We start from the raw sequence: 24,146 nt of genomic DNA, 5'->3' as shown, positions 1-24,146 counted from the left end.
GTGTTCAGGGTCAGTGCAATACCTGTGGGAGCTGGCTTGCCGGCGATAGGGCCATCAAAGCCCGCGCCGCTTGCGGATCATGGCATAAGCCTGATGCAGCTCCCGGGTCCGTTCAGTCGCTTCACGCACCTGCGACTCACTGGCACCAGTACCCGCCAGCTTGTCCGGGTGATGCCGACTGACCAGTCGACGATACGCCTGCTTGACCTTGTCGCCATCGGTATCCGCCTCGACCGCCAGCAAGCGCAACGCCGCCGCATAGGTCATGGCGACCCCTTCCGGCCCCGCCGCCTTGCGTGGCTCGTACTCCAGCGACATGGCCTGCACCTGCCGCCGGCTCAGGCCCAGTTTCTGCCCCCAGTCCAGCAGCAGTTCACGCTCCTTATTGCCCATCTTGCCGTCGGCCCAGACCATGCGCCAACAGGCACGCAGGGTACCTTCGGCCGCATGCGGCTGCTGGCGAATGCGCCGCAGGTGCCCACCCAGCCGGTCCTTGCCCGCCTTGCCGCGGTTGAACGCAGCAATCGCACGCAGCCGAGCCGCTTCGGCCAGGTCCAGGCGCACCATCTCCTGGCGTGCCTGCTGAATATGCTGCTCGCCCACCCGGCCATCGCACTTGGCCAGGCGCCCGAGCATCACGAACAGCAATTCGTCGTCCTGCAACGCCGGGCGCCCGCCCAGGCGTTCGCGCATGTCCTCCCAGCCTTGCAAACGCAGGCGACGGTCCATGGCCTGTCCGAGCAACGCCCCGAGCAAAGCCCCGGGGATGCTGGCAACGGCAAAGCCGGCACCGACACCAATCACCGTGCTTGGCCACCACATGTCAGGCACGCTCGCCGATCAGGCGCTCGGCCTCGGCCAAGCGTTCGAGCGTACCGACATCAACCCAGTGCCCACGGTAGTGCTCGCCACTGACCTGGCCCGCAGCCATGGCCTGACGCAGCAACGGCGCCAGCTTGAAGGCGCCAGGCTGGCAGCCTTCGAACAGCGCCGGGTGCAGCACCGACAGCCCGCTGAAGGTCAGCGTGCCAGGCGCATCGTCACCATCGACCACCCGCTCGCCCATCAAGCGGAAGTCGCCGCGGCCGTGATGGCCAGGGTTATCGACCAGTACCAGATGGGCCAAACCTTGCAGGGGGCCCTGCAGGCGCGCGAAGTCATAGTCGGTCCAGACATCGCCGTTCACCAGCAGGAACGGCGCACCACCCAGCAATGGTAGGGCCTTGAAGATGCCACCGCCGGTTTCCAGCGGCTCTCCTTCGGGCGAATAGCGGATGCTCAGGCCGAAACGGCTGCCGTCACCCAGGTGGTCCTCGATCTGCTGGCCGAGCCAGGCATGGTTGATCACCACCTCGGTGACGCCCGCCGCAGCCAGGGCCCGCAGGTGGTACTCGATCAATGGCTGGCCGGCGACCGGGACCAGCGGTTTGGGGGTGTGCAGGGTAAGCGGGCGCATGCGCTCGCCTTTGCCCGCTGCCAGGATCATTGCCTTCATGCACGCGCTCCGGCCTGCAACTCGGCAATCAGCTCACCCAGCTCCGCCAATTCGGGCCGGCGGCTGATCACTTCTTCTATATAGGCGAAGAAGCGCGGTACGTCGCCCAGGTAACGGGGTTTGCCGTCGCGGTGGCAGATACGGGCGAAGATGCCGATCACCTTCAGGTGGCGCTGCACACCCATCAGGTCGCTGGCACGCTGGAACGCCTCGAAGTCGGCCTGCACCGGGATTCCGGCAGCCTGCGCCTTCTGCCAGTAGTCGCGCAGCCAGCCTTCGACCCGCGCCTGCGGCCAGCTGAGGAAGGCGTCCTTGAACAGGCAGGTGATGTCGTAGGTGACCGGGCCATACACGGCATCCTGGAAGTCCAGCACGCCGGGGTTGGGCGTGCTCTGCATGAGGTTGCGCGGCATGTAGTCGCGGTGCACCAGCACCTTGGGCTGGGCCAGTGCGCTGTCGATCAGCAGCTGGCTGATTCGTTGCCAGGTGGCTTTCTGGGCATCGCTGAAGGCCAGGCCAAGCTCACGACCCACGTACCATTCCGGGAACAACTCGACTTCACGGCGCAACAGCGCATCGTCGTAGCTGGGCAACGGCGCGTCCATCGGCAGGCGCTGGAACGCCAGCAGCGCGTCGATGGCATCGGCGAACAGGCCGTCGGCGTTGTCCGCATCAATGATATCAAGGTATGTCTGGTGGCCCAGGTCACCCAGCAGCAGGAAGCCACGTTCCAGGTCCTGGGCATGGATCAGCGGCACGTGCACGTCGGCGCTGGCCAGCAGGTGATCGATGGCGACGAACGGTCGGCAGTTTTCCTGTGGAGGTGGTGCATCCATGATCACGAAGCTGTGGCCGGCACCCTGCCAGCGGAAATAACGGCGGAAGCTGGCGTCGCTGCTGGCCGCGGTCAAGCTGCCTGCAGGCACGTCGCCCCAGGCATTTTTCCGGAAAAGATCATTGAGCTGCTCATCGAGCCAGACCGTCAGTTGTTGCAGGCGTACATCGTGTTCAGGCATTACAAGGGTCTCCGACGGCCCTAGCCGTCAAGCGGGTCATGCTTTATTATCCAGCATCTTTTTCAGACCATCGAGAGGCGTGCGGCCCCACACGCGGGCAGATGGCACGCAGGAAGCCCGGACTAATAAGATGGCATTGAAATCCCCCGCGTTTCGTAGAAAGTTTCCGTTGCTGGTAACCGGCGGTCTGCTGGCCCTGCAACCTCTGGCCACGTCTTACGTGGTGGCAGCCGAACAGTTCGACTGCCAAGTGTCCGCCTCCGGTGGTTGGGACTGCAAGCCCAAGACCCCAGCCAACAACCTGCCGCCGCGCCCGGTGCACGAGGGTGCTGCCGTCAGCACCGGCACCGAAGCCGCGAGCGAAGGCGAAACCGCGGATCGGCCGATGCTGGTCACCGAGGCCAAGGGCCGTGGCCTGAAGTCGCGTAGCGAAGACTACAGCCACCTGGACTGGGTTCCGCGTGAAAAGCTCACTGCCGCACAGCTGGCCGAAACCGGCCCGTACTGCGGTGGCGCCTACATCGAGCCAACCCGCCCTGGCATGGCCGACACCACGCCAAAGGACGAGTCGCCGACCTACATCAACGCCAAGGTATCCAAGTACCAGCAAGAGCAGCAGATCGCTACCCTCGCCGGTGACGTGGTGATGCGCCAGGGCAGCATGCAGGCCGAGGCCGACGAGGCCAACCTCTACCAGACCGAAAACCGTGGCGAGCTCAAGGGCAACGTCAAGATCCGTGACAACGGTTCTCTGGTGGTCGGTGACGAGGCACAGATCCAGCTCGACACGGGCGAGGCCCAGGTCGACAACGCCGAATACGTGATGCACAAGTCGCACATCCGCGGCAGTGCCCTGTACGCCAAGCGTGGCGAGAACGCCATCATCCGCCTCAAGGACGGTACGTACACCACCTGCGAACCGGGCAGCAACGCCTGGCAGCTGAAGGGCAACAACATCACCCTGAACCCGGCCACCGGTTTCGGTACCGCGACCAACGTTACGCTGCGGGTCAAGGATTTCCCGGTGTTCTACACACCGTACATCTACTTCCCGATCGACGACCGTCGCCAGTCCGGCTTCCTGCCGCCATCGTTCAGCAGCACCAGCGATACCGGCTTCATGCTGGTCACGCCGTACTACTTCAACCTGGCGCCGAACTACGATGCCACGTTGTATCCGCGCTACATGACCAAGCGCGGCCTGCTGATGGAAGGCGAGTTCCGCTACCTGACGCCTTCCAGCGAAGGCCAGTTCGGTGGCGCGTACCTCAACGACAAGAACGACGACCGTAAAGACCAGACTGACTACAAAGAGCAGCGCTGGATGGTCAACTGGCAGCACAAGGGCGGGCTGGACGAGCGCCTGATGACCGAGGTGGACTACACCGACATCAGCGACCCGTTCTATTTCCAGGACCTGGAGTCTGATCAGATCGGTGTTGAAAGCAAGGACATCCTGGATCAACAGGGTGCACTGACCTGGCGCGGCGACAGCTACACCGCGCGACTGAACGTGCACGCCCATGAAATGGCGACCATCTCCCAGATCACGCCGTACGATCGCCTGCCGCAAATCACATTCAACGGTACGCTGCCGTTCCATCCTAGCGGCTTGAACTTCGGTTACGAGACGGAAGCAGTACGCTTTGATCGCGATCTGAAAGATGACTTCGTCTTCGACGAAGATGGCAACCCAGACACCAGCGTTGGCGGCGTGCCGGGTAAGCGACTCGACGAAAATATCTTCGGCGTAGCTCGCTCCACGGGCAACCGCTTCAATGTCGCACCGTCGATCAGCCTGCCGATGGAAGCCAGCTATGGCTATATCACGCCAAAGCTGAAGTACATGTACACACATTATGACCTTGATCTGGACAGCAAGGGCAAACAAGACCTGATCGATAACCCGGGCCGGATCGATCTTTACGGTGACTTCAAGAGCAACCAGAACCGTGACGTTCCGATCTTCAGCGTCGACAGTGGCCTGTACTTCGACCGCAACACATCCATGTTCGGCACGAACTACAAGCAGACCCTCGAACCGCGCCTGTTCTATCTCTACGTTCCATACAAGGACCAGGTCGACATTCCGCTGTTTGACTCTGGGGAGACGCTCTTTAGCTACGACTCTCTGTTCCGCGACAACCGCTTCAGCGGTGTCGACCGCATCGGCGACGAGAACAAGCTGTCGCTGGGCGTGACCACCCGCTGGATCGAGGAAAACGGCTTCGAGCGCCAGAACTTCAGTATCGGCCAGGCCTACTACTTCAAAGACCGCAAGGTCCAGTTGCCAGGCATCGACTACCGCGACCGCAAAGACGCGCAATCCGATGTGTCGCCGTACGCTCTGCTGTACAACTACTATTTCAACCGCGACTGGCGCTTCAATTCGGATTTCAACTGGGACCCGGACAGCCGCAGCACCCGCTCGGGCAGCGCGATGTTCCATTACCAGCCTGAAGACAACCCGAACAAGGTGGTCAACCTCGGTTATCGCTACCGTAACGACACCATCGCCTACGACTCCACCACCGGTACCTGGAAAGTGGGCGGCGGCGACTATGGCAACCCGGGCGACCCGAACTACATCAAGGACTACTACAAGATCCAGCAGCATGACTTCTCGGTCATCTGGCCGATCGTTCCGCAGTGGAGCGTCATCGCTCGCTGGCAGCATGACTACAACCGCAACCGCACCCTGGAAGCCATGGGCGGTTTCGAGTACGACAACTGCTGCTGGAAGCTGCGTTTGATCAACCGTTACTGGATCGATTACGACGACTTCAGCCAAGCCCTTCCGACAAACGAAAAGGGCGACCACGGCATCTTCCTTCAGATCGTGCTGAAAGGCCTCGGTGGTGTAGTCGGCAACAAGGTCGAATCTTTCCTCGACCAAGGCATTCAAGGTTATCGTGAACGTGAAGACCAAGCTTATTGATCGACTGCGCCTGGCGTTGCTGGGCGTTGCATTGCTGAGTGGCGCGGTGCATGCCGCGGTACAACCTCTTGATCGCGTGGTGGCCATCGTCGACAACGACGTGGTCATGCAAAGCCAGCTGGACCAGCGTGTCCGAGAGGTGCAGCAAACCATCGCCAAGCGTGGCGGCGGCATGCCGCCTGCCAGTGCGCTGGATCAGCAGGTGCTGGAACGCCTGATCGTCGAGAACCTGCAGTTGCAGATCGGCGAGCGCTCCGGCATCCGCATCACCGACGAAGAGCTGAACCAGGCCATGGGCACCATTGCCCAGCGCAATGGCATGTCGCTGGACCAGTTCCGCGCCGCCCTGGTTCGTGACGGCATGTCGTTCGACGACGCCCGTGAACAGGTCAAGCGCGAGATGATCATCAGCCGCGTGCGCCAGCGCCGCGTGGCCGAGCGTATCCAGGTCTCCGAGCAGGAAGTGAAGAACTTCCTCAACTCCGACCTTGGCAAGATGCAGATGTCGGAAGAGTACCGCCTGGCCAACATCCTGATCCCGACCCCGGAAGCGGCAAACTCGGAAGCCATCCAGGCCGCCGCGCGCCAGGTTGGCGATGTGTACCAGCAGCTCAAGCAGGGCGCGGACTTCGGCCAGATGGCCATTGCCCGCTCCGCCAGCGAAAACGCGCTGGAAGGCGGCGAGATGGGCTGGCGTAAAGCCGGCCAGCTGCCACCAGACTTCGCCAAGATGCTCAGCAGCATGCCGGTTGGCGAAATTACCCAGCCTATCCGCATCCCCAACGGCTTCATCATCCTCAAGCTCGAGGAGAAGCGCGGTGGCAGCGAGAACGTGCTACGTGACGAAGTACACGTTCGCCACATCCTGATCAAGCCGAGCGAGATCCGCAGCGAGGCGGCCACCGAGCAACTGGCCGAGCGCCTGTACGATCGCATCAAGAGCGGCGAAGACTTCGGCGAGCTGGCGAAGAGCTTCTCGGAAGACCCGGGTTCGGCGCTCAACGGCGGCGACCTCAACTGGGTTGACCCGAACAGCCTGGTACCGGAATTCCGTGAACAGATGGCCAACGCCCAGCAAGGCGTCGTGACCAAACCGTTCAAGACCCAGTACGGCTGGCATGTCCTGGAAGTGCTGGGCCGTCGCGCCACCGACAGCACCGAGCAGGCTCGTGAGCAACAGGCCATGAACGTACTGCGCAACCGCAAGTACGACGAAGAGCTGCAGACCTGGCTGCGCCAGATCCGCGACGAGGCCTACGTTGAAATCAAGCTGCCTGGCGCTGACCAGGCCGCCCAGTGAAGCCCCTGCGCTTCGCCGTCACCCCCGGCGAGCCGGCCGGCATAGGCCCTGACCTGTGCCTGCTGCTCGCCGCAGACGCCCAGCCCCACCCCCTGATCGCCATCACCAGCCGTGACCTGCTCGCCGAGCGGGCCACGCAGCTGGGGCTGGCCGTCAACCTGCTGCCGGTAGCGCCGGGCCTATGGCCCGAGCAGCCGGCGCCAGCGGGTAGCCTGTACGTCTGGGATACCCCCCTGGCGGCCCCGGTAGTGCCGGGCCAGCTCAACAAGACCAATGCCGCGTTCGTGCTGGAAACCCTGACCCGTGCCGGGCAAGGCTGCCTGGAAGGGCATTTCGCCGGGATGATCACCGCCCCTGTACACAAGGGCGTAATCAACGAAAGCGGTATCGCCTTCTCCGGGCATACCGAATTCCTTGCCGAGCTGACCCACACCGCGCAAGTGGTGATGATGCTGGCCACCCGTGGCCTGCGCGTGGCCCTTGTGACCACGCACCTGCCGCTGCGCGACATTGCCGACGCCATCACTGCCGAGCGCGTCGAGCGTGTAACCCGTATCCTGCATGCCGACATGCGCGACAAGTTCGGCATTGCCAACCCGCGTATCCTGGTGTGCGGCCTCAACCCGCACGCGGGCGAGGGTGGCCATTTGGGCCGCGAAGAAATCGACATCATCGAGCCGACCCTGGCCCGCCTGCGCACCGAAGGCATGGACCTGCGCGGGCCGCTGCCGGCCGATACCCTGTTTACCCCCAAATATCTGGAGCACTGCGATGCGGTGCTGGCGATGTACCACGACCAGGGCCTGCCCGTACTCAAGTACAAAGGCTTCGGCGCTGCGGTCAACGTGACCCTGGGCCTGCCGATAATCCGCACGTCGGTCGACCACGGCACGGCCCTCGACCTGGCCGGCACCGGCAAGGTCGACACCGGCAGCCTGCGCGTCGCGCTGGAAACCGCCTACCAGATGGCCGAGAACCGACCATGAACGAGCAATACCAACACCGGGCGCGCAAGCGCTTCGGCCAGAACTTCCTGCACGACGCCGGCATCATCGACCGCATCCTGCGTGCCATCAACGCCAAGGCCGGCGAACATCTGCTGGAAATCGGCCCAGGCCAGGGCGCCTTGACCGAAGGCCTGCTGGGCAGCGGGGCACAACTGGACGTGGTAGAACTGGACAAGGACCTGGTGCCGATCCTGCAGCACAAGTTCGCCGACCGCAGCAATTTCCGCCTGCACCAGGGCGACGCCTTGAAGTTCGACTTCAACCAGCTAGGCGTGCCACCGCGCAGCCTCAAGGTAGTGGGCAACCTGCCCTACAACATTTCCACCCCACTGATCTTCCACCTGCTCAGCCATGCCGGGTTGATCCGCGACATGCACTTCATGCTGCAGAAGGAAGTGGTCGAGCGCATGGCCGCCGGCCCTGGCGGTGGTGACTGGGGGCGTCTGTCGATCATGGTGCAGTACCACTGCCGGGTCGAGCACCTGTTCAACGTTGGCCCTGGCGCATTCAACCCGCCGCCGAAAGTGGACTCGGCCATCGTCCGCCTGGTGCCGCACGAAGTGCTGCCGTACCCGGCCAAGGATGCAAAGCTGCTGGAGCAAGTGGTACGCGAAGCCTTCAACCAGCGTCGCAAGACCCTGCGCAACACCATGAAAGGCCTGCTCGACAGCGCCGCCATCGAAGCTGCCGGTGTGGACGGCAGCCTGCGCCCTGAACAGCTGGACCTGGCCGCCTTCGTGCGCCTGGCTGACCAGTTGGCTGACCTACAAGCCTGATATCTCCTGTACCGGCCTCTTCGCGGGTAAACCCGCTCCCACAGGTACTGCACAGCTCTCAAAATCTGCGCAGTACCTTGTAGGAGCGGGTTTACCCGCGAAAGGGCCGGGACAGACAACACAATCCCCAAGCCCCTCACCGCTGGCCCTCCCCCCTCCCAATGGCCTAGACTGCATTATTGCGTCAGTTCGCCCAAGGCCCTTGCATGTCCGACCCCCGCTATCAGATCGACGTCAGCGTCGTGACCCGCTACCTCAAAGAACAATCCGACCCCGAAAACAGTCGTTTCGCTTTCGCCTACACCATCACCGTGCAGAACAATGGCTCGCTCAAGGCCAAGCTGCTGTCGCGCCACTGGCTGATCACCAACGGTGACGGCGAGGTCGAGGAGGTGCGTGGCGCCGGCGTGGTCGGCCAGCAGCCCAATATCGACCCGGGCCAGAGCCACACCTACAGCAGCGGCGCGGTCATCAGCACCCGCGTGGGCACCATGCAGGGCAGCTACCAGATGTTCGCCGAAGACGGCAAACGCTTCGATGCCGAGATCGCCCCCTTCCGCCTGGCGGTGCCCGGGGCGCTGCACTGATGGCTACCTATGCCGTCGGTGACCTGCAGGGCTGCCTGCAGCCACTCAAGTGCCTGCTCGAACGGGTCAATTTCAACCCCGCCGTCGACCACCTGTGGCTGGTCGGCGACCTGGTCAACCGCGGCCCCGAGTCACTGGAAACCCTGCGCTTCCTTTATTCGATCCGCCAGTCGCTGGTGTGCGTGCTAGGCAACCATGACCTGCACCTGCTGGCCGTCTGGCATAACGTCGAACGCCTGAAGAAAAGCGACACACTGCGCGAGATCATCGAAGCACCGGACGCCGATAAGCTGTTCGACTGGCTACGCCAGCAAAAGCTGCTGCATTACGACGAACCCCGTGGCATTGCGCTGGTTCACGCCGGTATTCCACCGCAATGGACCTTGGGCAAAGCCCTGGAACTGGCCGCCGAGGTAGAGGAAGTGCTGCGTGACGATGAGCGCCTGAAACTGTACCTGGACGGCATGTACGGCAACGAGCCGAACAAGTGGAGCAAGAGCCTTACCGGCATCGAACGCCTGCGGGTCATCACCAACTGCCTCACGCGCATGCGCTTCTGCACCGCCGAGGGCAAGCTCGACCTCAAGAGCAAGGAAGGCCTGGATACCGCCCCCAAAGGCTACAAGCCCTGGTACGCACACAAAGGCCGCCGCTCGCGCCACGTAAAGATTATTTTCGGCCACTGGGCCGCCCTTCAGGGGCAGGTCAACGAGCCCGGCATCATCGCTCTGGACACCGGTTGCGTATGGGGCGGTGCCATGACCCTGTACAACGTCGACAGCGGCGAATACCACCGCTGTGACTGCAGCGACGACGGCAACTTACGCCTCCCCACCCAAACGCCTACACTGAACGATCAATCCTGAAGGAAGCCGTACCCATGAGCGAATTCAAGCGCATCCCTCCCGAACAGGCCCTGGCCCTTCGCGCGCAAGGTGCGGTAGTCGTCGACATTCGCGACCCGCAGGCCTTTGCCGCCGGCCACATCACTGGCGCCAAGCATCTGGATAACCATTCTGTTGCCGAGTTCATCCGCAATGCCGACCTCGACGCCCCAACCCTGGTGGTGTGCTACCACGGCAATTCCAGCCAGAGCGCTGCGGCCTATCTGGTGAACCAGGGTTTCTCGGACGTATACAGCGTCGACGGCGGCTTTGAGCTGTGGCGCGCCACCTACCCGGCCGAAACCGCCGAGGGCACTGCTGAATAATTTTTTCATTTTTACTGCAGCCCGCGCCCCATGCGGGCTTGCGGCTTATCTGACGAACGGTCGTTCGCAACTTCTCCGCCCCTCGCCCTTGACCTTGCGGATAACCAACTATTCTTAAGCGCAGGCCATCCAGAAAAAGGGGAGAGCCGGTACACCGGCGTGCGGGTCATCGGTAGCGTTAAAGGGTGTTCTGGGGGGTATACAGCAATCGGCAGCCCCGGTTGCATGCCAGCATCAGCTGACTGATCCGGCGTCGTCTCCACGTATCGAGCGAGGTGACGTCATGAGTATTTTTAGCCACTTCCAACAACGTTTCGAGTCTACGCGCCAGGAAGAACTCTCGCTGCAGGAGTACCTCGAGCTGTGCAAAGAGGATCGCAGTGCCTACGCATCGGCGGCCGAACGGCTGTTGCTGGCCATCGGTGAGCCGGAGCTGATCGACACCTCAACCAACTCCAGACTGTCGCGAATCTTCTCCAACAAGGTTATCCGCCGCTATCCGGCCTTTGCCGACTTCCATGGCATGGAAGAGTGCATCGACCAGATCGTGTCCTACTTCCGCCACGCCGCCCAAGGCCTGGAGGAAAAGAAACAGATCCTCTATCTGCTGGGCCCGGTGGGCGGCGGTAAGTCGTCGCTGGCCGAAAAACTCAAGCAGCTGATGGAAAAGGTACCGTTCTACGCCATCAAGGGCTCGCCGGTATTCGAGTCGCCATTGGGCCTGTTCAATGCCACCGAAGACGGGGCCATTCTCGAGGAAGAGTTTGGCATCCCGCGGCGCTACCTGAACACCATCATGTCGCCCTGGGCCACCAAGCGCCTGCAGGAGTTCGGCGGCGACATCAGCAAGTTCAAGGTGGTGAAGCTGTACCCGTCGATCCTCAACCAGATCGCCATCGCCAAGACCGAACCTGGCGACGAGAACAACCAGGACATTTCGGCCCTGGTCGGCAAGGTCGATATCCGCAAGCTCGAGGAATTCCCGCAGAACGACGCCGACGCATATGCCTATTCGGGCGCGCTGTGCCGGGCCAACCAGGGCCTGATGGAATTCGTCGAGATGTTCAAGGCCCCGATCAAGGTCCTGCACCCGTTGCTTACCGCCACCCAGGAAGGCAACTACAACAGTACCGAAGGCCTCGGCGCCATCCCCTACTCCGGGATTCTGCTGGCCCACTCCAACGAATCGGAGTGGCACACCTTCCGTAACAACAAGAACAACGAGGCGTTCATCGACCGGATCTACATCGTCAAGGTGCCGTACTGCCTGCGCGTCAGCGACGAAATCAAGATCTACGACAAGCTGCTGATCAACAGCTCGCTGGCCAAGGCGCACTGCGCGCCAGACACGCTGAAGATGCTTGCCCAGTTCACCGTGCTGTCGCGCCTGAAAGAGCCGGAAAACTCCAACATCTACTCGAAGATGCGGGTGTACGACGGGGAGAACCTCAAGGACACCGATCCGAAGGCCAAGTCGATCCAGGAGTACCGCGATGCGGCCGGCGTCGACGAAGGCATGAACGGCCTATCGACCCGCTTCGCATTCAAGATCCTGTCCAAGGTGTTCAACTTCGACCCACATGAAGTGGCCGCCAACCCGGTGCACCTGCTGTATGTGCTGGAGCAGCAGATCGAGCAGGAACAGTTCCCGGCCGAGGTGCGCGAACGCTACCTGCGCTACCTGAAGGAATACCTGGCCCCGCGCTACATCGAGTTCATCGGCAAGGAGATCCAGACCGCCTACCTGGAGTCCTACAGCGAATACGGCCAGAACATCTTCGACCGCTACGTGCTGTACGCAGACTTCTGGATCCAGGACCAGGAATACCGCGACCCGGAAACCGGCGAAATCCTCAACCGTATCGCCCTCAACGAAGAACTGGAGAAGATCGAGAAGCCGGCCGGCATCAGCAACCCGAAAGATTTCCGCAACGAAATCGTCAACTTCGTGCTGCGTGCCCGTGCCAACAACAACGGCAAGAACCCGAGCTGGCTGAGCTACGAAAAGCTGCGGGTGGTGATCGAGAAGAAAATGTTCTCCAACACCGAAGACCTGCTGCCGGTCATCAGCTTCAACGCCAAGGCAAGCAAGGAGGACCAACAGAAACACAACGACTTCGTCACGCGTATGGTGGAGCGTGGCTACACCGACAAACAGGTTCGTCTGCTGTCGGAATGGTACCTGCGGGTCAGGAAATCGCAATAAAGCGACAAGCTACCCACCGCGCGCCCAGGGCTGCTATGCCAGCCCTGGGCGGCGGCAGCTGCTTTGCTGCCTTTATATGCAGCAGCTCGTAGCTTGAAGCGTGCAGCTGTTCCCAGCTACCGGAGGGACCATGAGCTACGTTATAGATCGACGCCTGAACGGCAAGAACAAGAGCACGGTGAACCGCCAGCGCTTCCTGCGGCGGTACCGCGAACACATCAAGAAAGCCGTCGAAGAGGCGGTGAGCCGCCGTTCCATCATGGACATGGAACATGGCGAGCAGATCAGCATTCCGGGGCGCGACATCGACGAACCGGTGCTGCACCATGGTCGCGGGGGCAAGCAGACCATCGTGCATCCAGGCAACAAGGAATTCACTGCCGGTGAACACATCCCAAGGCCACAAGGCGGCGGCGGTGGCAGCGGCCGCGGCAAGGCCGGCAACTCCGGCGAAGGCATGGACGACTTCGTATTCCAGATCACCCAGGAAGAATTCCTCGAGTTCATGTTCGAGGACCTCGAGCTACCCAACCTGGTCAAACGTCACCTGACCGGGGCCGACACTTTCAAGACCGTGCGCGCCGGTATCGCCAACGAAGGCAACCCGTCACGCATCAACATCGTGCGCACCCTGCGTTCGGCCCATGCCCGGCGCATCGCCCTGACCGGCAGCAGCCGCGCACTGCTGCGCGAAGCACAGAAGGAACTCGCCCGCCTGAAGGTCGAGGAGCCAGACAACTTCACCGATATCCAGGAAGTCGAACACGAGATCGAACGCCTGAAGGCACGCATCAACCGCCTGCCCTTCCTCGACACCTTCGACCTCAAGTACAACCTGCTGGTCAAGCAGCCCAACCCCAGCTCCAAGGCTGTGATGTTCTGCCTGATGGACGTGTCCGGCTCGATGACCCAGGCCACCAAGGACATCGCCAAGCGCTTCTTCATCCTGCTGTACCTGTTCCTCAAGCGTAACTACGACCGCATCGAAGTGGTGTTCATCCGCCACCACACCAGCGCACGTGAAGTCGACGAGGAAGAATTCTTCTATTCGCGGGAAACCGGCGGCACCATCGTTTCCAGCGCGCTGAAGCTGATGCAGGAGGTCATGGCCGAACGCTACCCGGCCAGCGACTGGAACATCTACGCCGCCCAGGCCTCCGACGGCGACAACTGGAACGACGACTCGCCGATCTGCCGTGACATCCTGGCCAAGCAGATCATGCCGCATGTGCAGTACTACACTTACGTTGAAATCACCCCGCGTGAACACCAGGCGCTGTGGTACGAATACGAGCGCATCGGCGAAGCCTTCCCCGACACGTTCGCCCAGCAGCAGTTGGTATCGGCCGGCGATATCTACCCGGTCTTCCGTGAACTCTTCCAGCGCAGGTTAGCCACATGACCGCCAGAGCACAGAGACGCCAACCTATTTCCACCGGGTCCGAGTGGACGTTCGAACTGATCCAGACCTACGACCGGGAAATCAGCCGCCTGGCCGAGCGTTACGCCCTGGACACCTACCCCAACCAGATCGAGGTCATTACCGCCGAACAGATGATGGACGCCTACGCCTCGGTCGGCATGCCGCTGGGTTATCACCACTGGTCCTACGGCAAACAGTTCCTCAGCACGGAGAAGTCCTACAGCCGTGGCCAGATGGGCCTGGCCTACGAGATCGTGATCAACTCCGACCCGTGCATCGCCTACCTGATGGAAGAAAACACCATGTGCATGCAGGCACTGGTGATTGCCCATGCCTGCTACGGCCATAACAGTTTCTTCAAGGGCAACTACCTGTTCCGCACCTGGACCGACGCCAGCTCGATCATCGACTACCTGGTGTTCGCCAAGCAGTACATCGCCCAGTGTGAAGAGCGCCATGGCATCGATGCCGTGGAAGACCTGATCGACTCCTGCCACGCCCTGATGAACTACGGCGTCGACCGTTACAAGCGGCCTTATCCGATTTCCGCCGAAGAGGAGCGGCGGCGGCAGAAGGAACGCGAGGAGCACCTGCAGCGGCAGATCAATGACCTTTGGCGGACCATTCCGAAGAGCGCCGACAAGGGTAACGAGCGAGATGATGCGCGCTTCCCCGCCGAACCGCAGGAAAACATCCTGTATTTCATCGAGAAGAACGCCCCGCTGCTGGAGCCCTGGCAACGTGAAGTGGTGCGCATCGTGCGCAAGATCGCCCAGTATTTCTACCCGCAGCGCCAGACCCAGGTGATGAACGAAGGCTGGGCGACATTCTGGCACTACACGCTGATGAACGACCTGTACGACGAGGGGCTGATCACCGAAGGCTTCATGATGGAGTTCCTGCAGTCGCACACCAGCGTGGTATTCCAGCCCGGCTTCGACAGCCCCTACTACAACGGCATCAACCCCTACGCACTGGGCTTTGCGATGTATACCGACATCCGCCGCATGTGCGAAAACCCGACCGAAGAAGATCGGCGCTGGTTCCCCGACATTGCCGGCAGCGACTGGCTTTCTACCATCAAGTTCGCCATGAGCAGCTTCAAGGACGAGAGCTTCATCCTGCAGTACCTGTCGCCGAAGGTCATTCGCGATCTGAAGCTGTTCAGCATCCTCGATGACGACCAGCGCGACGACCTGTATGTACCTGCCATCCACGACGAGGCCGGCTACCGGACCATTCGCGAACTATTGGCGGCGCAGTACAACCTGGGCAACCGCGAACCGAACGTGCAGATCTGGAGCGTTGACCGCCGCGGCGACCGCTCGCTGACCTTGCGTCACCAGCAACACAACCGCAAACCGCTGGGCGATTCTACCGATGAAGTGCTCAAGCACCTGCACCGCCTGTGGGGCTTCGACATCCACCTGGAGACCGTCCAGGGCGAGCAGGTGATGAAAACCCACCACATGCCACCACGCGGCGAGCACGGCGAAAGCGCCGACTATGGCCGCATGGATCTGGCTGTCATTCACCACCTCTAGTGCAACTTCAAGGCTGCCGACGGGTTATCCTGTCGGCAGTTATGGAGAGCTGCACATGCACATCTACAAAGTCGGCGGCGCCGTGCGCGACCGCCTGCTCGGCCGCCCTGTCAGCGATATCGACTGGCTGGTGGTCGGCGCCACGGTCGAGGAAATGCACGCCAAGGGCTTTCGACCGGTCGGCGCTGATTTCCCGGTGTTCCTGCACCCGAAAACCGGCGAGGAATACGCCCTGGCGCGCACCGAGCGCAAGAGCGGGCGTGGCTACGGCGGCTTCACTTTCCACGCCAGCCCCGATGTGACCCTGGAAGAAGACCTGATCCGTCGTGACCTGACCATCAACGCAATGGCCGAGGACGAGACGGGTACGGTATACGATCCCTATCATGGCCAGGACGATATCGATCAACGCATTTTACGCCATGTTTCCCCGGCATTCGCCGAAGATCCGTTGCGCGTACTGCGTGTCGCGCGCTTTGCTGCCCGTTATGCACCGCTGGGATTCCGGGTTGCCGATGAGACGCTTGAGCTGATGCGTCAGATCAGTGCCTCTGGCGAATTGCAGGCGCTGACCGCCGAGCGCAGCTGGAAGGAAATCGAGCGGGCGCTGATGGAGGCGCAGCCGCAGGTGTTCTTCCAGGTGCTGCATGCTTGTGGGGCCCTGCAGGAGCTGCTGCCAGAGCTTGGTGACGCCCCCCAGGCCCTGGCGGCGCTGGAACAGGCGGCAATGCATGAAAAGCCCCTGCATGTACGCTGGGCCTGCCTGCTGCAGTCGCTGGCATCAGCCGCGATCAAAGCCATCAACCAGCGCCTGAAGGCGCCGCGGGAGTGCCAGGAGCTGGCGCTGCTGACGGGTGAGTGCCTGAAGCTGGGCAACCAGGCGCAGGAGCTGCCTGCCACGACACTGCTGGAACTGTTGCAGAAGTTCGATGTGTACCGGCGGCCACAGCGGTTCGAAGACTTCCTGATCGCTTGCGAGATGACAGCGCTGGGCGAGGGCAAAGCGGGTTATCCACAGGCCGACTACCTGCGAGGGGCAGCGGCGGCGGCGCGGGCAGTGGATGTCAAGCCGTTGGTGCAGGCAGGGCTGACTGGCCAGGCCTTGGGTGAAGCGCTCAAAGGTGAGCGGCTGAAAGTCCTCGAGGCTTACAAGCTCGGTTGAACATACCGGCCCTTTCGCGGGCTCGCCCGCTCCCACAGGAACTGCGCATTTTCCGAGCGTCGCACCTAACCTGTGGGAGCGGGCAAGCCCGCGAAGGGCCGCAAAGCGGCCCCAATTTGCTTAACTGACCGGCATTAAGGCTCGCCCGCTCCCACAGGGATCGCATGATGCCAAGTGTACGATCCCCGTGGGAGCGGCTTTAGCCGCGAAAGGGCCGGAACAGGCTTACGCGGGAGTCAGCTGCAACCCACGCCACTCAAAGGCAACCGGCGCCAGCACCTGATCAATCCGCGCCTCCTGCCACAACTGCGCCATTGTCTTGCCTACCCCCGGATGCACAAGCTCCGGCGCCAGCAGCGACAGTGGCCACAGCACAAAGGCGTTCTTCAGGATCTCGGCCCGAGGCAACACCAGCCCATCGAACGTGCCGTGCAAGTCGTCATACATCAGCACGTCGATATCCAGCGGCAGCCCCTTGCGGTCCGGGGCATAGCGGCCATTGTCGGCCTCGATGAACTTCAACCGGCGGTCCAGTTCGATCAACGGCAACGCAGTCTGCCCAGTCACCACGAAGTTGATGAACGGACCGCTCTTGATCCCCACCGCCTGGCTTTCGAACGCCGGCGAGCAGCGCATGTCGGTCAGGATGCCTGCCAACGCATCGAGCCCGGCGCACAAATGCACCTCGCGATCAATGTTGCTGCCAAGGCCCAGGTAAACCGTGCTCAGAGACATCCGCGCTCGATCTCCACGCCAACACCGCCACGGGCCGCCGGTACCGCACCCGGCTTGGTCAGCTTCAACCGCACCCACGGGATGTGGAACTCCTCCATCAACGTCGCCACCAGGCGCTCGGCGAAAGTTTCAACCAACTCGAAACGCGCCTGTTCGGCAAACGCCTGGATACGGGCCGACACACTGGCATAATCCAGCGCCAGGTTCAGGTCGTCACCCGCCGCAGCCGGGCGGTTATCCCAGGCAAAGCTCAGGTCCAGGCGCAAGCACTGGCGAATATCCCGCTCCCAGTCATAGGCACCGATGACGGTATCGACTTCCAGGCCTTCGATGAACACTCTGTCCAAGCACTTCTCTCCACAGCACGACAAGGGCGACTGGCGCCGTTAGAATCAGGGCGTCCTCGCCCGGAATAGTTAGCATGTTTTGGTTACTGGCGTTGCTCGCCTACCTGCTTGGCTCGCTGTCCTTCGCCATCGTCCTCAGCCGCCTTACGGGCAGCCCGGACCCGCGTTCCAGCGGTTCAGGCAATGCCGGCGCTACCAACATGCTACGCCTGGCAGGCCGCAAACTGGCGATCCTGACCCTGCTTGGCGACCTGTGCAAGGGCCTGTTGCCGGTATTGCTTGCCCGCGGCGCCGGCCTGGACCTGCAAGCGCAGGCCTGGATTGGCGTTTGCGCAGTGCTGGGCCACCTGTTCCCGCTGTACTTCCGCTTCCAGGGCGGCAAGGGCGTGGCAACCGCCGCCGGCATGCTCATGGCCCTGTATTTCCCAGCCGCGCTGCTGGCCATCGGCGCATGGCTGCTGACTTTCTACCTCACCCGCACCAGTTCGCTGGCGGCACTGATCGCCACACCACTGACCTTGCCGTTGCTGGCCTGGCGCGAGCCAGAGGCCCTGCTGCCGATCACTGTGTTGACGGCAATGATCGTATGGCGCCATCGCAGCAACCTGCGCGACCTGTTCGCAGGCCGCGAACGGCACTTCTGAAGCTTAAAGCGGCGGCAACTGCTCCATCGGCCAGCGTGCCTGCACACTGATTGCCAGGTCTTGCTGTTGCCCGGCCAACAACCGCTGGCAGCCGGCATAGGCGATCATCGCACCGTTGTCGGTACAGAACTGCGGGCGCGCGTAGTACACGTTGCCCTTGATGCTGCCGAGCATGTCCTCGAGGGACGCACGCAGTGCCTTGTTGGCGCTGACGCCACCGGCAATGACCAGGCGCTTGAGGCCAGTCTGTTTCAACGCCCGCTTGCACTTGATGGTCAAAGTCTCCACCACCGCCTGCTGGAATGCCAGGGACAGGTCGCAACGGGTTTGCTCACTGTCGTCGCCGGCATCGCGGCACTGCTGCCAGGTGTTCAGGGCAAAGGTTTTCAGGCCGCTGAAGCTGAACTCCAGGCCCGGGCGGTCGGTCATCGGCCGCGGGAACACGAAGCGGCCAGGCACGCCGCGCTCGGCCAGGCGGGCGATTTCCGGGCCACCGGGGTAGTTCAGGCCGATCAGCTTGGCGGTCTTGTCGAACGCTTCGCCGGCGGCGTCGTCCAGGCTCTCGCCTAGCAGCTCGTACTGGCCGATGCCATCGACCCGCACCAACTGCGTGTGGCCACCAGAAACCAACAAAGCGACGAACGGAAACTCCGGCGGGTTTTCTTCCAGCATGGGTGCCAGCAGGTGGCCTTCCATGTGGTGTACGCCAATCGCCGGGATGTCCCAGGCAAAGGCCAGCGCCTGGGCACAGGAGGCCCCCACCAGCAGGGCACCGACCAGGCCAGGGCCCGCGGTGTAGGCGATGGCGTCGATTTCGGTGGCGACGCAGCCGGCCTCATCCAGCACCTGGCGGATGAGTGGCAGCATGCGCTTGACGTGGTCGCGCGAGGCAAGCTCAGGCACCACACCGCCGAACACGCGGTGCAGGTCGATCTGGCTGAACAGCGCGTCGGCCAACAAACCGCGTTCGCTGTCGTATAATGCGACGCCAGTTTCGTCGCAGGATGTTTCCAATCCCAGTACTAGCATGGGTTCGTCCCTTGTGGGGGCTGAATTCGAAGCCGCGCATGATAGTCCCCGTGTCGGATGCCGACCAGCGGTTTTCGATCAGAGGCTTTGCATTCCGGCTTGCTAAGGGTTAACATCCGCAACCCTTGAAAACCGACGTTCTCCAGCACACCTTTGTTTTGCCAGGAGCACGTCTACCCCGGTAATGAATTAAGGTAGCCCTGGATGCCAGCCGTCAAAGTTAAAGAGAACGAACCCTTCGACGTAGCTCTGCGTCGTTTCAAGCGCTCCTGCGAAAAAGCCGGTGTACTGGCTGAAGTTCGTAGCCGCGAGTTTTACGAGAAGCCGACCGCCGAGCGTAAGCGCAAAGCAGCTGCTGCTGTTAAGCGTCACGCCAAGAAAGTTCAGCGCGAACAGCGCCGCGCCGTTCGTCTGTACTAATACAGACGTTCTACGCAAAGCTTCTGCCCTGCCCGGCTAACCGCCGGGCGATGGCAGTGATCGCTTCAAACTTGAGCAGCTAGCTCAAGGCCCTGCACAAGCTTCATGCGAACTGCACATGGGCAACCTGCCTGAAACGTCAGAGCTGGTCCTCCTTGTTGTATGACCAGACGTGCACGTCCGACTGACGAGCCCTCAGGGGCTGGCGACGAGCACACATTCCCTCGCACTTTCCCAAGCGGCACTCGCCCCATTCGGCGCGTGAGCGATTAGACTTGCCAGCTGCCAGATGACGAGACTGCCATGGCCGGGCTGATTCCCCAGAGTTTCATTGACGACCTTATCAACCGCCTCGACATCGTCGACGTGGTGAGTTCGCGCGTCCAGCTGAAAAAAACCGGCAAGAACTATTCCGCCTGCTGCCCGTTCCACAAGGAAAAAACCCCTTCCTTCACGGTCAGCCCCGACAAGCAGTTCTACTACTGCTTCGGCTGCGGCGCCGGCGGCAACGCCCTGGGCTTCGTCATGGACCACGACAACCTGGACTTCCCCCAGGCGGTCGAGGAGCTGGCCCGCGCCGCCGGCATGGAAGTACCCCGCGAGCAAGGTCGCCGCGACCACAAGCCGCGCCAGCCAACCGATTCGCCGCTGTACCCGCTGCTGGACGCCGCCTCGGAGTTCTACCGCCAGGCCCTGCGCAGCCACCCGACCCGCAAGGCAGCGGTGGATTACCTCAAGGGCCGCGGTCTGTCCGGGGAAATCGCCCGTGACTTCGGCCTGGGCTTCGCCCCGCCAGGCTGGGATAACCTGCTCAAGCACCTGGGTGCCGACACCTTGCAGCAGAAGGTGATGATCGATGCCGGCCTGTTGATCGAGAACGCCGAAAGCGGCAAGCGCTACGACCGTTTCCGCGACCGGGTGATGTTCCCGATCCGCGACAGCCGCGGACGCATCATCGCCTTTGGTGGCCGAGTGCTCGGCGACGACAAGCCCAAGTATCTGAACTCCCCGGAAACCCCGGTGTTCCACAAGGGCCAGGAACTCTACGGCCTGTACGAGGCACGCAAGCACAACCGCAACCTCGACGAAATCATCGTCGTCGAGGGCTACATGGACGTCATTGCCCTGGCCCAGCAGGGCCTGCGCAACGCCGTGGCCACCCTCGGCACCGCCACCAGCGAAGAGCACCTCAAGCGCCTGTTCCGCGTGGTACCCAGCGTGCTGTTCTGCTTCGACGGTGACCAGGCCGGGCGCAAGGCCGCCTGGCGCGCCCTGGAGTCGACCCTGTCGAACCTGCAGGACGGCCGCCGCGCGCGCTTCCTGTTCCTGCCCGAAGGCGAAGACCCGGACAGCCTGGTGCGCGCCGAAGGCACCGACGCCTTCATGGCCCGCATCAACCAGCACGCCCAGCCGCTGGCCGATTACTTCTTCGAGCAGCTAAGCGTTGAAGCCGACCCGCGCTCGCTCGAAGGCAAGGCGCACATGGCGACCCTTGCCGCACCGCTGATCGAAAAGATCCCCGGCGCCAACCTGCGCCAGCTGATGCGCAACCGGCTTAAGGAAATCACCGGCCTCGACCCGCAGCAGGTCGAGCAACTGGCGCAACACGCCCCGGCCACCAGCAGCGTGCCGGACTACGACCCTGGCTACGACTATGACGCCATGGCCAGCTATACCCCCGATTACGGCGACATGCCGCAGCACGACTTCGCCCCCGTTCATCAGGAACAGGAGTGGAAGCCGAACAAGGGCGCTGGCAAGAAGCAATGGGGCGACAAACCCTGGGACAAGAACCGCAAGGGTGGCAAGCCATGGCAGCAGCGGGACGAAGCACCACCACGCGTACCGGCCCCGGTCGAGCCACCCACCCTGGCCGCCCTGCGCACCTTGCTGCACCACCCTCTGCTGGCCGGCAAGGTGGAAGATGCCAGCCACTTCGCCGATGAAGAACACTTGTACAGCCAGCTGCTGGTGGCACTGATCGAAGCCGCGCAGAAAAATCCTGGGCTAAGCTCAATGCAGTTGATCGCACGTTGGCACGGCACCGAACAAGGGCGCCTGCTGCGGGCCCTGGCGGAAAAGGAATGGCTGATCGTGGCCGACAACCTTGAACAACAGTTTTTCGACACTATAACTAGCTTGTCCGCCCGCCAACGCGAGCGCAGCCTGGAACAACTGCTCAGGAAATCACGTCAAAGCGAATTGACCAGCGAGGAAAAAACCCAGCTCCTCGCCCTGCTGAGCCGGAATGTTCCCGCACAAACGCCGACCTCATCTGGCGCGTGAGGCCCATGCTCGGGTATAATCCTCGGCTTGTTTTTTGCCCGCCAAGACCTTCAGTGGATAGGGTGTTATGTCCGGAAAAGCGCAACAGCAGTCTCGTATCAAAGAGTTGATCACCCGCGGTCGTGAGCAGGGCTACCTGACTTACGCGGAGGTCAACGACCACCTGCCTGAGGATATTTCAGATCCGGAACAGGTGGAAGACATCATCCGCATGATCAACGACATGGGGATCAACGTATTCGAGAGTGCTCCGGATGCGGATGCCCTTCTGTTGGCGGAAGCCGACACCGACGAAGCCGCGGCCGAAGAAGCCGCTGCTGCGTTGGCGGCAGTTGAAACCGATATCGGCCGCACGACCGACCCGGTGCGCATGTACATGCGCGAAATGGGCACCGTCGAGCTGCTGACCCGCGAAGGCGAGATCGAAATCGCCAAGCGTATCGAGGAAGGCATCCGTGAAGTCATGGGCGCCATCGCTCACTTCCCGGGCACTGTCGACTACATTCTCAGCGAATATGACCGTGTCACCAGCGAAGGCGGCCGTCTGTCGGACGTTCTCAGCGGTTACATCGATCCTGACGACAATATCGCCGCGCCGACCGAAGAAGTGCCGATCCCGGGCACCAAGGCCGCCGCTGCGAAGGAAGAGTCCGACGACGACGAGGACGAATCCGAAAGCGGTGACGACGAGGAAGAGGCCGAGAGCGGCCCGGACCCGGAAGTCGCCCGTCAGCGTTTCGGCGCGGTCAACGACCAGCTTCAGGCCACCAACAAGGTTCTGAAGAAGAATGGTCGCACCCACCAGGAAAGCATCGACGCCCTGCAGGCCCTGGCGGATTTGTTCATGCCGATCAAGCTGGTACCGAAGCAGTTCGAGGTACTGGTAGAGCGTGTTCGTGACGCCCTGAACCGCCTGCGCCAGCAGGAACGCGCCATCATGCAGCTGTGCGTGCGTGACGCCCGCATGCCGCGTGCCGACTTCCTGCGCATGTTCCCGAGCAACGAAACCGACCAGACCTGGAGCGGTGACCTGGCCAAGCGCAACACCAAATGGGCTGCCGCCCTGGGTGAAAAGGACGCTGCCATCGTCGCTTGCCAGCAGAAGCTGATCGACCTTGAGACCGAAACCGGCCTGACCGTTGCCGAGATCAAGGAAATCAACCGTCGCATGTCGATCGGTGAAGCCAAGGCCCGCCGCGCCAAGAAAGAAATGGTCGAGGCGAACCTGCGTCTGGTGATCTCCATCGCCAAGAAGTACACCAACCGTGGCTTGCAATTCCTCGACCTGATCCAGGAAGGCAACATCGGCTTGATGAAAGCGGTGGACAAGTTCGAATACCGTCGCGGCTACAAGTTCTCGACCTATGCCACCTGGTGGATCCGCCAGGCGATCACCCGTTCGATCGCCGACCAGGCGCGCACCATCCGTATTCCGGTGCACATGATCGAGACGATCAACAAACTCAACCGTATTTCCCGCCAGATGCTGCAGGAAATGGGTCGCGAACCGACCCCGGAAGAGCTGGGCGAGCGCATGGAAATGCCTGAGGACAAGATCCGCAAGGTACTGAAGATCGCCAAAGAGCCGATCTCCATGGAAACCCCGATCGGTGACGACGAAGATTCGCACCTGGGCGACTTCATCGAGGACTCGACCATGCAGTCCCCGATTGACGTGGCCACGGTCGAAAGCCTCAAGGAAGCCACTCGTGACGTGCTCTCGGGCCTGACCGCACGCGAAGCCAAGGTGCTGCGTATGCGCTTCGGGATCGACATGAACACCGACCACACCCTCGAAGAGGTGGGCAAGCAGTTCGACGTGACCCGCGAGCGGATCCGTCAGATCGAAGCGAAGGCGTTGCGCAAACTGCGCCACCCGACTCGCAGCGAGCATCTGCGCTCCTTCCTCGACGAGTGATGACAAAACCCCGGCCCAGGCCGGGGTTTTTCTTTTCCGGCCCTTCCACTGCCTGTTCTGGCCTCATCGCCGGCAAGCCGGCTCCCACAGGTACTGCGCCACC

At 62.1% G+C, this 24,146-nt stretch carries 21 protein-coding genes; 15 read left to right on the top strand and 6 right to left on the bottom strand.

Annotated elements, in window-relative coordinates; translation table 11 throughout:
- Nucleotides 1–54: 54 nt before the first annotated feature.
- The 3 genes from AC2T3R_RS02005 to AC2T3R_RS01995 are packed head-to-tail and all read right to left on the bottom strand — an operon-like array spanning nt 55 to nt 2,511.
- On the bottom strand, nt 55–822 hold the full coding sequence (locus AC2T3R_RS02005; RefSeq protein WP_013970597.1) for a TerB family tellurite resistance protein: 768 nt from the start codon (nt 820–822) through the stop codon (nt 55–57).
- Nucleotide 823: 1 nt separating this feature from the next.
- Nucleotides 824–1,495 carry an N-acetylmuramate alpha-1-phosphate uridylyltransferase MurU gene (murU, locus tag AC2T3R_RS02000; RefSeq protein WP_486744582.1) on the bottom strand — a complete coding sequence of 224 codons (672 nt, stop codon included), beginning with the start codon at nt 1,493–1,495 and terminating at the stop codon, nt 824–826.
- Nucleotides 1,492–2,511 carry an aminoglycoside phosphotransferase family protein gene (locus AC2T3R_RS01995; protein ID WP_039613249.1) on the bottom strand — a complete coding sequence of 340 codons (1,020 nt, stop codon included), beginning with the start codon at nt 2,509–2,511 and terminating at the stop codon, nt 1,492–1,494. The genes murU and AC2T3R_RS01995 overlap by 4 nt, the downstream gene beginning before the upstream one ends.
- A 130-nt stretch (nt 2,512–2,641) precedes the next feature.
- Between AC2T3R_RS01995 and AC2T3R_RS01990 the strand changes: the two genes are divergently transcribed.
- The 11 genes from AC2T3R_RS01990 to AC2T3R_RS01940 all read left to right on the top strand — a co-directional run bounded on the left by AC2T3R_RS01990 (nt 2,642) and on the right by AC2T3R_RS01940 (nt 16,664).
- Complete coding sequence (locus AC2T3R_RS01990) at nt 2,642–5,449, top strand: LPS-assembly protein LptD (protein ID WP_397462105.1); 2,808 nt, start codon at nt 2,642–2,644, stop codon at nt 5,447–5,449.
- On the top strand, nt 5,430–6,749 hold the full coding sequence (locus AC2T3R_RS01985; RefSeq protein WP_486744581.1) for a peptidylprolyl isomerase: 1,320 nt from the start codon (nt 5,430–5,432) through the stop codon (nt 6,747–6,749). Before AC2T3R_RS01990 ends, AC2T3R_RS01985 begins: the two co-directional genes overlap by 20 nt.
- The gene (gene pdxA, locus AC2T3R_RS01980; protein ID WP_486744580.1) at nt 6,746–7,735 is read left to right on the top strand and encodes a 4-hydroxythreonine-4-phosphate dehydrogenase PdxA; all 990 of its coding nucleotides are present in this window, start codon (nt 6,746–6,748) and stop codon (nt 7,733–7,735) included. The genes AC2T3R_RS01985 and pdxA overlap by 4 nt, the downstream gene beginning before the upstream one ends.
- Nucleotides 7,732–8,532: a 16S rRNA (adenine(1518)-N(6)/adenine(1519)-N(6))-dimethyltransferase RsmA gene (gene rsmA / locus AC2T3R_RS01975; protein ID WP_410952089.1), complete on the top strand. Its 801-nt coding sequence runs from the start codon at nt 7,732–7,734 to the stop codon at nt 8,530–8,532. The genes pdxA and rsmA overlap by 4 nt, the downstream gene beginning before the upstream one ends.
- Nucleotides 8,533–8,738: 206 nt before the next feature.
- Nucleotides 8,739–9,119: a Co2+/Mg2+ efflux protein ApaG gene (gene apaG, locus AC2T3R_RS01970; RefSeq protein WP_012270198.1), complete on the top strand. Its 381-nt coding sequence runs from the start codon at nt 8,739–8,741 to the stop codon at nt 9,117–9,119.
- Nucleotides 9,119–9,985, top strand: a complete 867-nt coding sequence (locus tag AC2T3R_RS01965) for a symmetrical bis(5'-nucleosyl)-tetraphosphatase (protein WP_486744579.1) — start codon at nt 9,119–9,121, stop codon at nt 9,983–9,985. Before apaG ends, AC2T3R_RS01965 begins: the two co-directional genes overlap by 1 nt.
- Nucleotides 9,986–9,999: 14 nt before the next feature.
- Nucleotides 10,000–10,329 (top strand): thiosulfate sulfurtransferase GlpE, encoded by a 330-nt coding sequence (glpE, locus tag AC2T3R_RS01960; RefSeq protein WP_486744578.1) that lies wholly within the window; start codon nt 10,000–10,002, stop codon nt 10,327–10,329.
- 283 nt (nt 10,330–10,612) lie between these two features.
- A complete protein-coding gene (locus AC2T3R_RS01955) occupies nt 10,613–12,535 on the top strand; it encodes a PrkA family serine protein kinase (RefSeq protein WP_015268718.1) in 1,923 nt (640 codons plus the stop codon).
- A 130-nt stretch (nt 12,536–12,665) separates the two neighbouring features.
- Nucleotides 12,666–13,937 carry a YeaH/YhbH family protein gene (locus AC2T3R_RS01950; RefSeq protein WP_013970586.1) on the top strand — a complete coding sequence of 424 codons (1,272 nt, stop codon included), beginning with the start codon at nt 12,666–12,668 and terminating at the stop codon, nt 13,935–13,937.
- Nucleotides 13,934–15,502 carry a SpoVR family protein gene (locus AC2T3R_RS01945; protein WP_013970585.1) on the top strand — a complete coding sequence of 523 codons (1,569 nt, stop codon included), beginning with the start codon at nt 13,934–13,936 and terminating at the stop codon, nt 15,500–15,502. Before AC2T3R_RS01950 ends, AC2T3R_RS01945 begins: the two co-directional genes overlap by 4 nt.
- A gap of 55 nt (nt 15,503–15,557) precedes the next feature.
- Nucleotides 15,558–16,664 (top strand): multifunctional CCA addition/repair protein, encoded by a 1,107-nt coding sequence (locus tag AC2T3R_RS01940; RefSeq protein WP_410952091.1) that lies wholly within the window; start codon nt 15,558–15,560, stop codon nt 16,662–16,664.
- Between the two features lie 225 nt (nt 16,665–16,889).
- On the opposite strand, the gene folK is transcribed toward AC2T3R_RS01940, so the two are convergent.
- Nucleotides 16,890–17,399, bottom strand: a complete 510-nt coding sequence (gene folK / locus AC2T3R_RS01935) for a 2-amino-4-hydroxy-6-hydroxymethyldihydropteridine diphosphokinase (protein ID WP_013970583.1) — start codon at nt 17,397–17,399, stop codon at nt 16,890–16,892.
- Nucleotides 17,390–17,746 carry a dihydroneopterin aldolase gene (gene folB, locus AC2T3R_RS01930; RefSeq protein ID WP_004375185.1) on the bottom strand — a complete coding sequence of 119 codons (357 nt, stop codon included), beginning with the start codon at nt 17,744–17,746 and terminating at the stop codon, nt 17,390–17,392. The genes folK and folB overlap by 10 nt, the downstream gene beginning before the upstream one ends.
- A gap of 74 nt (nt 17,747–17,820) precedes the next feature.
- On the opposite strand from folB, the gene plsY reads away from it, so the two are divergent.
- The gene (plsY, locus tag AC2T3R_RS01925) at nt 17,821–18,390 is read left to right on the top strand and encodes a glycerol-3-phosphate 1-O-acyltransferase PlsY (RefSeq protein ID WP_004375186.1); all 570 of its coding nucleotides are present in this window, start codon (nt 17,821–17,823) and stop codon (nt 18,388–18,390) included.
- Between the two features lie 3 nt (nt 18,391–18,393).
- Here plsY and tsaD read toward each other — a convergent pair whose 3' ends face one another.
- On the bottom strand, nt 18,394–19,419 hold the full coding sequence (tsaD, locus tag AC2T3R_RS01920) for a tRNA (adenosine(37)-N6)-threonylcarbamoyltransferase complex transferase subunit TsaD (RefSeq protein WP_015268715.1): 1,026 nt from the start codon (nt 19,417–19,419) through the stop codon (nt 18,394–18,396).
- Between the two features lie 204 nt (nt 19,420–19,623).
- Here tsaD and rpsU point away from each other — a divergent pair, with 204 nt between their 5' ends.
- From rpsU to rpoD, 3 genes are all read left to right on the top strand, one after another.
- Nucleotides 19,624–19,839 carry a 30S ribosomal protein S21 gene (gene rpsU / locus AC2T3R_RS01915; RefSeq protein WP_003255575.1) on the top strand — a complete coding sequence of 72 codons (216 nt, stop codon included), beginning with the start codon at nt 19,624–19,626 and terminating at the stop codon, nt 19,837–19,839.
- 303 nt (nt 19,840–20,142) lie between these two features.
- A complete protein-coding gene (dnaG, locus tag AC2T3R_RS01910) occupies nt 20,143–22,125 on the top strand; it encodes a DNA primase (RefSeq protein WP_013970579.1) in 1,983 nt (660 codons plus the stop codon).
- A gap of 67 nt (nt 22,126–22,192) precedes the next feature.
- The gene (gene rpoD / locus AC2T3R_RS01905) at nt 22,193–24,043 is read left to right on the top strand and encodes an RNA polymerase sigma factor RpoD (RefSeq protein ID WP_013970578.1); all 1,851 of its coding nucleotides are present in this window, start codon (nt 22,193–22,195) and stop codon (nt 24,041–24,043) included.
- The last annotated feature ends 103 nt before the right edge of the window (nt 24,044–24,146 follow it).

It is taken from the genome of Pseudomonas sp. PVC-5-1, assembly GCF_057444345.1.
The sequence above is the reverse complement of the archived record's forward strand: the minus strand, read 5'-3'. Positions and strand labels throughout refer to the sequence as shown.